Source organism: Xylanibacter muris, assembly GCF_013166605.1.
GTDB classification, from domain to species: domain Bacteria; phylum Bacteroidota; class Bacteroidia; order Bacteroidales; family Bacteroidaceae; genus Prevotella; species Prevotella muris.
Window position 1 is genome coordinate 111,531 of record NZ_JABKKF010000001.1, and the last position, 13,657, is coordinate 125,187.

Here is a 13,657-nt window from a genome sequence, read left to right on the forward strand (position 1 = left end):
AACAATTCCAATTATCTATATCCACACGGTATCATAATGAAGTAATATCGCTGCCCGTATCACAAACTCAGCAGATGATACGTCCCTCCGGCGTATGCCTTCACCACACCCTTCATCTCAAGCCGGAACAGCAGTGATATCACATTGCTTATGACTATGCCCGTCTTTGCACTTATCACATTTGCCTGCAAGTCATTATTACTCTTCAGCAAGTCTGCAATTTTTCTCTCATCATCATCAAGCTCTACAAACAGCTGTCTCTCGATTCCTTTCTGTTTAGCCTCTCCACGAGTTATCTCATCTGTCCATCCGAGTGCGTTTACAATGTCATGTGCCGATGTCACCAACGCTGCCTTGTTATCGCGTATAAGATTGTTGCATCCCTCGGAAGTCTTCACTCCCACAGCTCCCGGATAAGCAAACACGTCATGCCCATACCCTTGTGCCATATCGGCCGTTATGAGACTTCCGCCGCGTTCCTGCGACTCTATGACGACCACCGCATCGCATATTCCCGCCACTATGCGGTTGCGCCTAACGAAATTGACCTTGTCGGCATTTGTCATTGTCATGAACTCGGTAAGCAATCCGCCGTTGCGTACCATAGCCGAGGCCGTTTCCCTGTGTGCTGAAGGATAAAGAGTATCAAGCCCGTGAGCCAACACACCCACAGTACTGTATCCGTTCTCCATTGCCTGTCTGTGGCTTATGACATCCACCCCGTACGCCAGGCCGCTGACAACAAGTATATTATGACTGTATTCACGCAGTCCGGCCATAAGGCTTCTTATCAAGTCACAACCGTATGGCGTACATTTTCTTGTGCCCACCACACTTAGAACCTTTGTACAGTTCAGGTCTGCCGTGCCTTTATAATAAAGAACCAACGGAGCATCCGCACATTCGACAAGCCGCCACGGATAACGGCTGTCAGACATTGTAAGTATGGAAATCCCGTTCCGCCCGGCATAATCAATCTCTGTCTCTGCCCTACGAAAAGCCTCATCCCATTTTTTTAATCCTTCAACAAGCCTCGGTGAGCATTCCGGAAGAACACCAGATATATCGTTACGGTGCTCATATACTGCCATGGCACTGCCCAGCTCACGGTAAAGGGCAAGTGCCGTAGTAAAATTGAAATTACTCAGACGAGTGAGTGCCACGGCATAAAAGGTTTCTTTTTCAGACGTATTCATAAAGTCAAAAACAACGCACGGTCATAATCTTCACTGTTTCCAAGCTTTCCGTCAACAAGACATACAATGTCTATGACACCCTTGAAACAAAGCTTATTGTCTGAAAGCCTGTATATTTCATGATAAAACACATAGCGTATGCCTTCCTTTGTAACATTGAGACATGAACGTAACCCGTCATCACATCTCAACGGTGTTTTATACTGGAGATTCATTCTTGCCACAACCGCATCAACTCCTTTCCTGTGCATGGCTGCAAAGCTAAGCCCGCGCGACTTCAGAAAAAGGTGGCGGGTATGTTCTGTATAGTGCAGATAATTGGCGTTATTTACAATCCCTTCAATATCACATTCATAGTCACGGACCATCATTGTGGTCTCAAATATATAGTCTTTCATCTCTTTAAATATTCATATCCAAAACGACATCTCAGACAGTCTTTCCTGTCGCAATATTCTTTTTTAAGCTGTATAAGCGCCTGGCTGTCACCGGCTGATTCCACATCCATTCCACAGTCACGCCACATACGTATAATACTGTTATTCTCCGCCTTTATACTTTCCAGAAAATCAAATGCACGGTTGCACAGCATTTCGCTCCCGATATGTTTTCCGTATGCGAACAACACCGGCACAACGGTATTTATTATCAGCAGATTAAACGAAAACGGTGAAAGATTCTTTGTGTTTCTTATACTTTCCGAACCGAAAGTATAGTGCGTTTCCCAATATGGGGTGACATGAGTCTTCAATACGTCTGTAAGTTCAGCCATTGTGTTACACTCAATGATACTGCTCAGTCCGGCGGTACGTTCATAGTAGAGATTGGCAAGCTGAGATATACGTATATGCGGAAAATTCTGCGGCCGCAGCCTCATAAACCGCCATATCCTGCTGTCGAGAGGAATGAGACCGAACTTATGTGAGAGGTATTTATATTCGTCTCTCATCTTCATGAGATATCCGTCTTCCATGGCTTCTTTCATATAACGTTCCGACACTGCCGTGTCTGACAGCAGTCCGGCTTGTCCCATAAAAATGGCCTCTATCTGAAATAAATCGTCGCGGTGATGGGCCACGCTGCCCAAAGGCACGTTGAGCGCCCATTGTTCAAATGCGTCACCATTGATTCCAAATCCGAAATTACGCGCCAAAGTGACAAAATACGCATCCTCCCATGAACCGTCTTTCAATTTCACACGATGCTCTATAGCCTTTGTCTTCTGTTCCAAACGCTCTGTCTGGAGAGCTGCCATCCATGAATGCACGGTAAGCCTGCTCAAATCAGGAATTATCCTGTAACATGGCGGATAAGACTCTGTGGCCTGAAGCTGATAGTAATTATCCGCTATCCTCTGAGGAACATCCATCTGCATTTGGGGTATGTACCGCCCTTCTGAGGTAAAAACATCACAGTCTATTGTCTTTGCGACATGAAGAACCACATTGTCGTATGCCTTATCATGATCATGTCCATGAAGATACCAGCCTTTTGAACTGTCATGTATCTCGACATTACCCACCCATACCGTATTGTCAATCCTTACCTTTGCATTGAAAAAATCCGGGCCTGCATTACGGTTGTGAAGTCCGGAATCGATTATTTCAATGCTCTTGCCATCGGTTGTGGTGAGTGCGGCAAGCGGAAACATCCGGTGCTTCCAAGCATAATGCAGCAGTTGTTCCATATTTGTGGGATTTTAACATTTACGATAAACAAAGATAGTGCAAATCGAAGACAATACAAAATAAAAGACACTCCATTCCGTTTTTTTAACTCTAAATCAACGTATTATGGACAAAATTCTGTAACTTTGCAACAGTTTTAATTCGAATTAAATATGAAGATAGCACTAATAGGCTACGGTAAGATGGGAAAGATGATTGAGCAGACAGCCATCAGCCGCGGTCATGAAATTGTTTGTATCATAGACATTGACAACCAAGAGGACTTCAACAGTCCTGAATTTGCATCTGCCGATGTGGCGATAGAGTTCACAACCCCGCATACAGCATACGGCAACTTTATAAAAGCATTCAGTCATAACGTCAAGGTTGTTTCAGGCTCTACAGGATGGATGGAAGAGCATAAGGCCGATGTTGAGCGCATGTGCGGCAAAGAAGGCAAAACCCTCTTCTGGGCAAGCAACTTCTCGATAGGCGTTGCGATATTCTCTGCCGTGAACCGTTATCTTGCAAAGATTATGAACGGTTTTCCTCAATACGGAGTAAAGATGGAAGAAGTACATCATATCCATAAGCTTGATGCCCCGAGCGGCACAGCTATAACTCTTGCCGAGGATATAATAAACAACATCGAACGTAAGGAAAAATGGGTGAAAGGCACTCTTACTGCTCCGGACGGAACAATGTCAGGCAGCGAAAACTGTAATGCCAACGAGATGCGAATAGACTCCATACGCCGCGATGAAGTGCCTGGAATACACAGCGTTTCATACGACAGCGAGGCCGACTGCATCACAATCACACACGATGCACACTCACGCAAGGGATTCGCGCTCGGTGCGGTACTGGCCGCCGAATATACTCAAAATCATGAGGGACTGCTGACTATCAGCGATATGTTTAAATTCTGATTCTACAGTCTGAATACTTTAAACCTGTTATGGAAAAAAAACAAAAACTCAATATGAAAAAACAATGGGCCAAGTTTTCCATTGTAATCATTCTGTATCTTCTGTTTCTTTTATGGCTGGAAAGCTGGCTCGGACTCATTGTCATACCGTTTATATACGATGTATATATCACCAAGAAGATAAACTGGCAATGGTGGAAGGATTCCGACAATCCCGTAAGGACGATAATGTCGTGGATTGACGCTATCGTATTCGCACTTGTCGCCGTATATTTCATCAATCTTTTCTTTTTCCAAAACTATGTAATTCCATCCAGCTCGCTCGAGAAATCACTTCTCACAGGCGACTATCTGTTTGTAAGCAAGATGAGCTACGGCCCACGCATACCGGAAACTCCGCTCACGATGCCTCTCACACAGCACACACTGCCCATACTCGAATGCAAATCATATATAGAATGGCCTCATTGGGACTACAAACGTGCAAAGGGCCTGGGAAAAGTACAGGTGAACGATATCGTTGTGTTCAACTATCCGGCCGGGGACTCTCTTTGTTCCAACATCCGTTATCAGGCCCAAGACTACTATCAACTGTGCTATGGATACGGTTATCAGATTTACTCACTCAATGACAACCTCGACTCACTCAGTGCGATGGAACGTAGGGAGTATTTCAATGTGATATATAATGCTGGTAGAAATTATATAAATGAAAATCCTGTAGAGTTCGGAGAAGTAATAACACGTCCCACAGACCGTCGCGAGAATTATGTAAAACGTTGCGTGGGACTGCCGGGACAGACACTGCAGATAAAAAACCGAATAATATATCTCGATGGGAAAGCCAACAAAGAGCCTGACAATGTACAATATACATACTATGTAAAGCTACGACATTCTCTTTCTGACGAGCTCATGAAAGAACTCGGCATATCCATGGAAGATCTTACAAGCCTTAACACCAACGGATTCATGCCGCTAACCAAACACGCTGTTGCTACACTGGGCAAACGCAAGGACATAGTTGAAAGCATTTCCATTGTGACAGATGCGTCGGAATGGGATATATATCCGCTTAACGGCAACATGCACTGGACAAGAGACAACTACGGTCCTATATGGATACCGGCAAAGGGTGAGAGCATAAAGCTCACATTGGAAAACCTTCCCATATACGAACGTCCTATAAAAGTGTATGAAGGCAACGACCTGCAGGTTAAAGACGGAAAGATATACATCAACGGCAAGCAGGCCGACAGTTATACGTTTAAGATGGACTACTACTGGATGATGGGCGACAACCGTCATAACTCGGCCGACTCACGTTATTGGGGATTCGTTCCTGAAGACCACGTTGTTGGCAAACCTATCTTCATCTGGTGGTCAAGCGACCCCGACCGTAGAGGCATAGACGGTATACGCTGGAGCAGGCTTTTCAGGTTTGTGGATAATATAAAATAGCCTATCACTCTATCTACAAGACCGTTGCCATATCCGGATAAAACTGCTGCTGACCAAAAAAATAATAAGGAATTGAAAACAGCCCTGAATACCATATTGGCATTTGCGGTGGCTATACTTATAATGTTGGCATTCCGCTTTCTGGCGTTCACCATCTATACGGTGAACGGCAGAGAGTTGGAACCGGTATTCAAACAGGGTGACCGCATTATGGTAAACCGCTGGAGCTACGGCTTACGTACCGGCGGAGGACATTCTTTATTTCCTTTCTCCCGCCTTATGCGCAGTAATATAAGACGCGGTGACATAGTTGCTTTCGACAATCCTTCAGACTCTGCCGGAGGTGTGTTCGTATGCCGTTGCAAGGCTTTGCCCGGAGACACGGTGGCAACTCAGTCCGGCCCGTTCATCATACCGGGAAAGGTAAGTTGTGCAAAAGAAGATTATTATTGGTTTGAATCTCTTTCGATAAACAATACTATAGACAGCCGTATGTTCGGCCCGGTACCCGACAGTCGCATAATAGGAAGAGTGGTCACCGTGCTCTACAATCACGATGACAGCTATCCTTTCTATTGCGGATACTCCATACGATGACTTATAAAAACACCTGTTTCTATCTGTTTTCAAATGAAAGCATTATTATCCACAACATATTTCGGCCCCATACAATGGTATCAAAAGCTCAACCGCTACAGCGAAGCGGTGATTGAGCGCTGCGAAAACTATCCGAAACAGACTTTCCGCAACCGTTGCGTAATAGCAACCGCAAACGGAACACAGGCTCTCACAATACCGGTAAGCCGCGAAAATACATCATTAACAAAAGACATCCGTATAAGTGACCACGGCAACTGGAGGCATACCCATTGGCATGCACTTATGAGCGCATACGGTGAGTCTCCGTTTTTCGAATACTATGAAGATGACATCAGGCCGTTTTTCGAACAGCGATGGGATTTTCTCTACGACTTCAACATGGAAATATGCCATAAGATATGTGAACTTATCGATATACGTCCGAATATAATTGAATCTGACATTTATATAAAGAGGGACTTATGTGACAATGCGGATTTCCGTGAATCAATAAATCCGAAACATCCGGAAGATGACCCTGAATTCACACCACACAGGTATTATCAGGTATATGAAGACAGACACGGTTTCATTCCCAATCTCAGCATCCTCGACCTACTGTTCAACATGGGACCAGAAGGTATATTTTATCTTTAGCTTCTCAGAACGGGAAAACCTGAACATCTTATACCTAACATTGGTCCAAACACGATGTTTGTATATATGTTTTTTCATCCGTGATTAGAGATATACCGCTTTTAGCACATGGCAGGCAAAATATATCAAATGACAAATCTAATTAATGGGAATCACACCAAATTGGGATGAAAACACCAACAAAAAGAGGATGTGTCGCATAAATATTCAACACATCCTCTTTCTATAAAAAAACAGAATCTTTATTGAAGATAACTCATCAATACAAATCCTTTGTACTTATATTATCTTTCCACAGATGATCTTTCGGAAACGGTTTTCCGCCCCATGCCTTCTTCTGTGTCCAATCCTCTGCAGGAGCAGTCCAGAAAGGAGCGTCTTCCGGAAGACCAAGAGGCATAAACGCCAGGGAAGCCATATAAAGGCTGCCGTTGTTGGTATACCAATCAGCCAAATCAGGCTGACTTCCACAAAAGCCTATTGTAAGGAAACCTCCGTCATTATAATTGTTCTGACTGTCGAACATACGATGCAGTACAGCTGTCAAAGCCTCCCTCACCTGTCCGCATGTAAGCTCTTTAGGCAAGGTTTGTTTCCATGCCATAAGGGCTAACGGCTGAAGAGCCGCCACACGGTATGTACTTGAACGCCCGAAAACAGGAAACGTGCCCTCCGGAGATATGAAACGCTCGAGAATAACAGAAAAGCGCTGTGCTCTGCGAAGCTCGCGGTCGTAATATTTTTTATAGTCAATGCGTGAATGCTGCTTTCCGTCAATCATGTTCTGAAGGGTTTCAAGATACATGGGATGAAAAACATAGCTTGAATAATAGTCGAAAGCAAAATCCGGACCATCGGCATACCATCCGTCGCCCACATACCACTCCTCAACCTTACGTATGGCTGTGTTAACCCGGAAAATATCGTATGGCGCACCTGTCTTTGCAAGAAAACTCTCTATAGTGGATGAGAATAGAAACCAGTTTGTATAAGGAGGGTCTATACGCCTCAGCCTAGTAAACTCATCTATATACCGCTTCTTCGTCGTATCATCCAACGGCACCCATAATCTTTCATAACCGCGGATAAAACTTTCCGCCAGATAGGCTGCATCTACAAGTGTCTGTCCTTCTTTCCTCCATAAAAGATAGTCGGGTGACGAAGGGTCAACAGCATTCTTATACGAGGCCAAAGCCCATTCCCTAAGTTGTCTGCGCTGTTTTCCCTCTGCCGTATCGTCATCCGGCAGGGCCAGCCATGGAGCAATGCCGGCCATCAACCGGCCGAAACATTCCATATAGGCCACTTTCCTGTTACGTCCGTCCCATGTAGGACTCACCTCAAGCTGCATGTTCTGCTGCAACGTGCCGCGACTCATATTCTCCAAAACCGGCTGTGCCATAGTATAGGCCTGTTGACACCAATATTCACGTGGAGTAAGCTTGGCTTGCTTTTTTGCCGAAACACCTGTAAACGGGATTACCAGCAATAATGATACTAATAATGTATTAAACCGCATAAATTATAAATGTGTATATTTAACTGTTTTAAGTCTTAAGTATTCAAATATCATCAGAAACACATTGTACATTTCCTTAAATCACAAACGTAAAAATCTGCTATTATGCAAAGACAGTGCAAACCGAACGCAATAAAACTTGTTTCAAATTGCCAAGGTCAGTCTATCTTATGCAAAGATAATGAAAATTCCCGATATTTCTATCCGGCAACTTTATATTTCCGAATACTTTTATTCTATTATGACGGTAATGTTCAGATAAATACCTTGGATTTCATCATACCTTTTCTCGCTATGGCAATATTCAAGCAACCTTGATATTGTTAATAGAGCTTACCGAAAACGTTCATTTTCACTGTATTCATCCGGATAGGGGGACGTGACTTCGGCACGTTTCGTATGCATAGACATAAACGTATGATTAAACACTGTACACATCGCAAAGCGATGTCCCTACTTGTGGTTATACACCCAACGTTTCCACACACACTCCCTTTCTCTCCCCCTTTTTTGGGGAGTACGAATGGACTTCTCCTCCGGCTTAATAAAAAACAGCGTGCTTGATAAAATTTTGAAATCTATTTACATTTCAAGTATAACCTAAAATTCACGTTCAATGAACATGCCATTCACGGTCGATGAATGGCATGTTCATCAAGCAAGAATAGGCTATTCATTAAAAGAGAATAGGCCATTCATTTTTAGTACACTTCTTGATGTTACTAACATACTGTATATCAACTAATTACAAAAATCAGCATATTCCATCAAAATCAAGGTAAAAAACTTCACGAATTTTTATTACATAAAATTCATTATACAGTCTTGAAACGTCTTTCGTTCAATACATAATTCTCATATTCATACTCACCATGCCACATATAAAAAATCGTGGCAAGGATTGTCATACTACATCCCTGCCACGAAACAATGTGCCTTAAAACCGGCTTACTTGACTATGATCTTCTTTCCACCTACGATATTGATACCTTTCTGCAGTTTTTCAAGACGCTGGCCTGCAAGATTATATATGGTCTTGTCTGCAGCTTTATCAGCAGTGATTCCGGAAACATCAGATGAACCTGAACCAACAGAGAAATTCTTTATCTCCCACGTACCGGCAGCCTTATCACTGCTTACATATTTGAATCCGACCTTTATCTTCTTGCCCTCATACCCAGCAAGACTTACAGACTGCTTCTCAAACTCAGAAAAACTCTTGCCTTCCGGTATCTCCGGATATGTGATTACAAACTGTTTCCAGTCACCTCCGTCTTCCTTTATCCAAAGAGTGGCTTCATTGGTAACGTCTGCAAAATACTTGCTCACACACTGGTCAAAGCTCAGTGTGCGTACCACTTCAGCAGAAGACAACACAATCCACGGAGACACAAGCCAGCTTTCCGAAGCGATGTTCTTTCCGCTTACGTATGCGGAAGCCTTCATGTATTTAAACTTATCATCGTGCTTCCATACATACGACAAACCTTCACCAAGACTCACATTGTCGAGTGTGAAAGAACCTATGCCAAGCTCGAAAGACTCAGTATAAGGCTCGTTAACTTCAGTCTTTACAGGTTCAAGGACTTTAAGTTCGTAAGAAGCTGTGCCGGCAGCGAACTCATCATTCTCGGCAGTCTTTGCCTCTATCACGACAACACCGGCTCCAACAAGTGAAACAACTCCCGTCTGAGCGTCAACAGTGGCAACATTGGCATCGCCTGATGAATAAACAACATCAGCGGTTGTCTCTTTTGTAAGTGTAGGAGCAGTGAATGCCTCACCCAAAACAGCGGTTACATTTGTTTCGCTGAACTTCAGACCTGCATTCTTCTTTGCCACTGTACCAGACGGCAGGTAAGTCACTTCTATCTTAGTCATACGAACCTGATTTGAAGAGGCTGTAAACACAACAGAAGCCGCATCACCGGTCCATGTTCCAATCTTATCACTATAAGAATATGAACCACCGTTCACTGTAAAACAGCCGGGACCATATTTTGCCGTACCGTTTGCCGTACATGTAACCTCAATTCTCATTATATTGCCAAGAGCAGACTCAACAGTCATTGTCTGGCTTTTATAACAACGGTATTCTTTTCCATTTCCCAAAATACCTTCACCTACAGTTATGGAAATACCGTCTTTTTCCATTTTCACGTTCTTAGCGGCTTCTGCAGTTCCTGCCTTGTCCGTTGTCGCATCGAATGTTACCGTCACCTGAGCACCTGCCATACCGCATATAAGCATAAGCATACTCAATAAAGAATAGCGTAAAGTTTTGTTCATAATTTAAATTTTTATTGATTATAATTCTAATTTTATGCAAATATACGCAAAATATCCATGCATGAAATGCTTCCATATACTAAAAATCCCCCATATTATACTTATTTATATTTTAGATATTTAAAATTTGCACTATACCTTTTTTTTCGTATCTTTGCATAAGATAGGCGGCACCTCAGCAACTTGAAACAAGTTTTCATTGCATTCGGTTTGCACTATCTTTGCATAAGATAGGCGGCACCTCAGCAACTTGAAACAAGTTTTCATTGCATTCGGTTTGCACTATCTTTGCATAAGATAGGCGGCACCTCAGCAACTTGAAACAAGTTTTCATTGCATTCGGTTTGCACTATCTTTGCATAAGATAGGCGGCACCTCAGCAATTTGAAACAAGTTTCATTGCGTTCGGTTTGCGCTATCTTTGCATAACACAAGCCTGCTTCTGTAAAGAAACCGGCACTTTTATCATTATGAGCAAAACAATATCTATAATAGAAACATGGAATATAATTTCAGGGAAATCGAAAAAAAGTGGCAGAAAAAATGGGTAGAACAAAACACCTATCGTGTCATAGAGGATAATAATAAGGAAAAGTTTTATGTACTCAACATGTTTCCGTATCCGTCAGGAGCCGGACTGCATGTTGGACACCCTCTCGGATATATAGCATCCGACATATATGCGCGTTACAAGCGTCTGCAGGGATTCAATGTGCTGAACCCTATGGGATACGATGCCTACGGACTGCCGGCGGAACAATATGCCATCCAGACAGGACAGCATCCTGCCGTAACGACAGTAAACAATATTGCCAGATATCGTGAACAGCTGGACAAGATAGGCTTCTCTTTCGACTGGAGCAGGGAAGTGCGTACATGCGACCCTGAGTATTACCATTGGACGCAATGGGCTTTCCAGAAAATGTTCAACAGCTTTTACTGCAACACATGCGGAAAGGCACAACCTATAGAAAAACTTATCGAACACTTCGAAAAGAACGGAACGGCAGGTCTTGACGTGGCACAGAGCGAGGAACTTTGCTTCACGGCAGAGGAATGGAACACCATGGACGAGACACAGAAGCAGCAGACACTAATGAATTACCGTATAGCATATATAGGCGAGACAATGGTAAACTGGTGTGCAGGGCTCGGAACCGTGCTTGCAAACGATGAGGTGGTAGACGGTGTTTCCGAGCGCGGAGGATACCCTGTAGTACAGAGAAAAATGCGTCAGTGGTGCCTGAGGGTAAGCGCATACGCACAAAGACTTCTCGACGGTCTTGACACTGTCGACTGGACCGACTCACTGAAAGAGACACAACGCAACTGGATAGGCCGCTCAGAAGGTACGGAGGTGGTTTTCTCCGTTAAGGACAGCGATGTGAAATTCACTATATTCACCACACGTGCCGACACGATGTTCGGTGTCACATTCATGGTACTCGCACCGGAAAGCGAATACGTTCCACTGGTCACCGCAAAAGAACAGAAACAGGCCGTCGACGACTATGTGACGGCAACAAAAAAACGTACCGAGCGTGAACGCATATCCGACAGAAAAGTAACCGGAGTATTTACGGGCTCATACGCTGTAAACCCGTTCACGGGAGAAGCGATACCTATATGGGTAAGCGACTACGTATTGGCAGGATACGGCACAGGAGCGATAATGGCCGTACCGGCTCACGACTCACGCGACTATGCCTTTGCAAAGCATTTTAACCTCCCGATAATACCGCTTATCGAAGGTGCAGACATCAGTGAGGAAAGCTACGACGCCAAAGAAGGCATTGTATGTAATTCGCCAAGAAAAGAATGTGCATCCAAGGACGGAGGCTTATGTCTCAACGGTCTTACAGTAAAGGAGGCCATAGCGGCAACAAAGAAATACGTGGCCGACCACAACATGGGACGCATAAAGGTTAACTTCCGCCTGCGCGATGCCATATTCTCGCGTCAGAGATACTGGGGTGAGCCATTCCCTGTATATTATAAGGATAACATGCCTTATATGATTCCTGAAGACAAACTGCCGCTTGAACTTCCGGAGATAGACAAATATCAGCCTACAGAGACCGGAGAGCCACCGCTGGGTCATGCAAGGAGATGGGCATGGGATACGGAAAAAGAAATAGTTGTCGACAAATCCCTTATCGACAACATAAAGGTTTTCCCGCTTGAACTGAACACTATGCCCGGATTCGCAGGTTCATCGGCATATTATCTGCGCTATATGGATCCTAAGAATCCGAATGCCATCGTCGGCAAAGAAGCTGACGAATACTGGAAAAACGTAGACCTGTATGTGGGAGGAACGGAACATGCCACCGGACACCTTATCTATTCACGCTTCTGGAACAAGTTCCTTTTCGACACCGATGTGACATGCATGGAAGAGCCTTTCCGCAAACTTGTAAACCAGGGTATGATACAGGGACGCAGCAACTTTGTATACAGGATAAACTCTGACGACCATTCAAAAGCTCCGGTATTCGTAAGTCTCGGACTGAAAGACTCTTATGATGTCACCCCGATACATGTGGATGTAAACATAGTAAGCGGTGACGTGCTCGATACTGAGGCATTCAGAAACTGGCGTCCGGAATATAACAATGCGGAGTTTATACTTGAAGACGGAAAGTATATTTGCGGATGGGCAGTTGAAAAAATGTCAAAGTCAATGTTCAACGTTGTCAATCCCGACATGATAGTCGAGAAATACGGTGCCGACACACTACGCCTGTATGAGATGTTCCTCGGACCGGTTGAACAAAGCAAGCCATGGGACACAAACGGTATTGACGGATGCCACCGTTTCCTTAAGAAATTCTGGGGACTGTTCTACGCAAACCGTTCCGATGAATTTATGCCGAACAATGATGAGGCAACGCCCGAACAGCTTAAAAGCGTGCATAAGCTCATAAAGAAAGTAACACACGATATAGAGACATTCTCATACAACACATCTATATCGGCATTCATGATTTGCGTGTCTGAACTTGCACAGACAAAATGCCGCAACAAAGAACTACTGAAGACAACCGTGATACTCATGGCTCCGTTTGCGCCTCACATCGCAGAGGAACTGTGGGAAGCATTGGGAGAAAACGGTTCCGTATGCGATGCACAATGGCCTGTATATAATGAGAAGTATCTTGTCGAAAGCCAGATGCAGCTCACCGTATCTTTCAACGGCAAAGCAAGATTCCAGATGCAGTTTGCAGCAGATGCTGACAACAAGACCATTGAGGAATCCGTACTGGCGGATGAAAGAACGGCTAAATATATCGGTGAAAAGAATATAATGAAAGTTATCATCGTACCGAAACGTATAGTGAATGTCGTTATAAAGTAACAG

At 44.0% G+C, this 13,657-nt stretch carries 10 protein-coding genes; 5 read left to right on the top strand and 5 right to left on the bottom strand.

Going from position 1 to position 13,657, the window contains the following annotated elements; genetic code table 11:
* Positions 1–59: 59 nt before the first annotated feature.
* From dprA to HPS56_RS00380, 3 genes are read right to left on the bottom strand one after another with little or no spacing between them, the layout of a single operon-like run.
* Complete coding sequence (dprA, locus tag HPS56_RS00370) at positions 60–1,196, bottom strand: DNA-processing protein DprA (protein WP_172272134.1); 1,137 nt, start codon at positions 1,194–1,196, stop codon at positions 60–62.
* A complete protein-coding gene (locus HPS56_RS00375) occupies positions 1,193–1,594 on the bottom strand; it encodes an acyl-CoA thioesterase (RefSeq protein WP_172272137.1) in 402 nt (133 codons plus the stop codon). Before HPS56_RS00375 ends, dprA begins: the two co-directional genes overlap by 4 nt.
* Entirely contained in the window at positions 1,591–2,883 is a 1,293-nt protein-coding gene (locus HPS56_RS00380; protein WP_172272140.1) for a DUF2851 family protein, read from the bottom strand. Before HPS56_RS00380 ends, HPS56_RS00375 begins: the two co-directional genes overlap by 4 nt.
* Before the next feature lie 153 nt (positions 2,884–3,036).
* On the opposite strand from HPS56_RS00380, the gene dapB reads away from it, so the two are divergent.
* The 4 genes from dapB (at position 3,037) to HPS56_RS00400 (ending at position 6,488) form a co-directional block, all read left to right on the top strand.
* Positions 3,037–3,792 carry a 4-hydroxy-tetrahydrodipicolinate reductase gene (gene dapB, locus HPS56_RS00385; RefSeq protein WP_172272143.1) on the top strand — a complete coding sequence of 252 codons (756 nt, stop codon included), beginning with the start codon at positions 3,037–3,039 and terminating at the stop codon, positions 3,790–3,792.
* Between the two features lie 53 nt (positions 3,793–3,845).
* Positions 3,846–5,252 (top strand): S26 family signal peptidase, encoded by a 1,407-nt coding sequence (locus HPS56_RS00390; protein ID WP_253952344.1) that lies wholly within the window; start codon positions 3,846–3,848, stop codon positions 5,250–5,252.
* Between the two features lie 72 nt (positions 5,253–5,324).
* Positions 5,325–5,849 (top strand): signal peptidase I, encoded by a 525-nt coding sequence (gene lepB / locus HPS56_RS00395; RefSeq protein WP_172272149.1) that lies wholly within the window; start codon positions 5,325–5,327, stop codon positions 5,847–5,849.
* Between the two features lie 33 nt (positions 5,850–5,882).
* A complete protein-coding gene (locus tag HPS56_RS00400) occupies positions 5,883–6,488 on the top strand; it encodes a WbqC family protein (protein WP_172272152.1) in 606 nt (201 codons plus the stop codon).
* A 259-nt stretch (positions 6,489–6,747) separates the two neighbouring features.
* Here the strand turns inward: HPS56_RS00400 and HPS56_RS00405 are convergent, their stop codons facing one another.
* Positions 6,748–8,007, bottom strand: coding sequence for a DUF2264 domain-containing protein (locus tag HPS56_RS00405; RefSeq protein ID WP_172272155.1), 1,260 nt, complete (start codon positions 8,005–8,007; stop codon positions 6,748–6,750).
* 948 nt (positions 8,008–8,955) lie between these two features.
* Positions 8,956–10,296, bottom strand: a complete 1,341-nt coding sequence (locus HPS56_RS00410) for a choice-of-anchor J domain-containing protein (protein ID WP_172272158.1) — start codon at positions 10,294–10,296, stop codon at positions 8,956–8,958.
* Positions 10,297–10,795: 499 nt separating this feature from the next.
* On the opposite strand from HPS56_RS00410, the gene leuS reads away from it, so the two are divergent.
* On the top strand, positions 10,796–13,654 hold the full coding sequence (gene leuS, locus HPS56_RS00415) for a leucine--tRNA ligase (protein ID WP_172272161.1): 2,859 nt from the start codon (positions 10,796–10,798) through the stop codon (positions 13,652–13,654).
* The last annotated feature ends 3 nt before the right edge of the window (positions 13,655–13,657 follow it).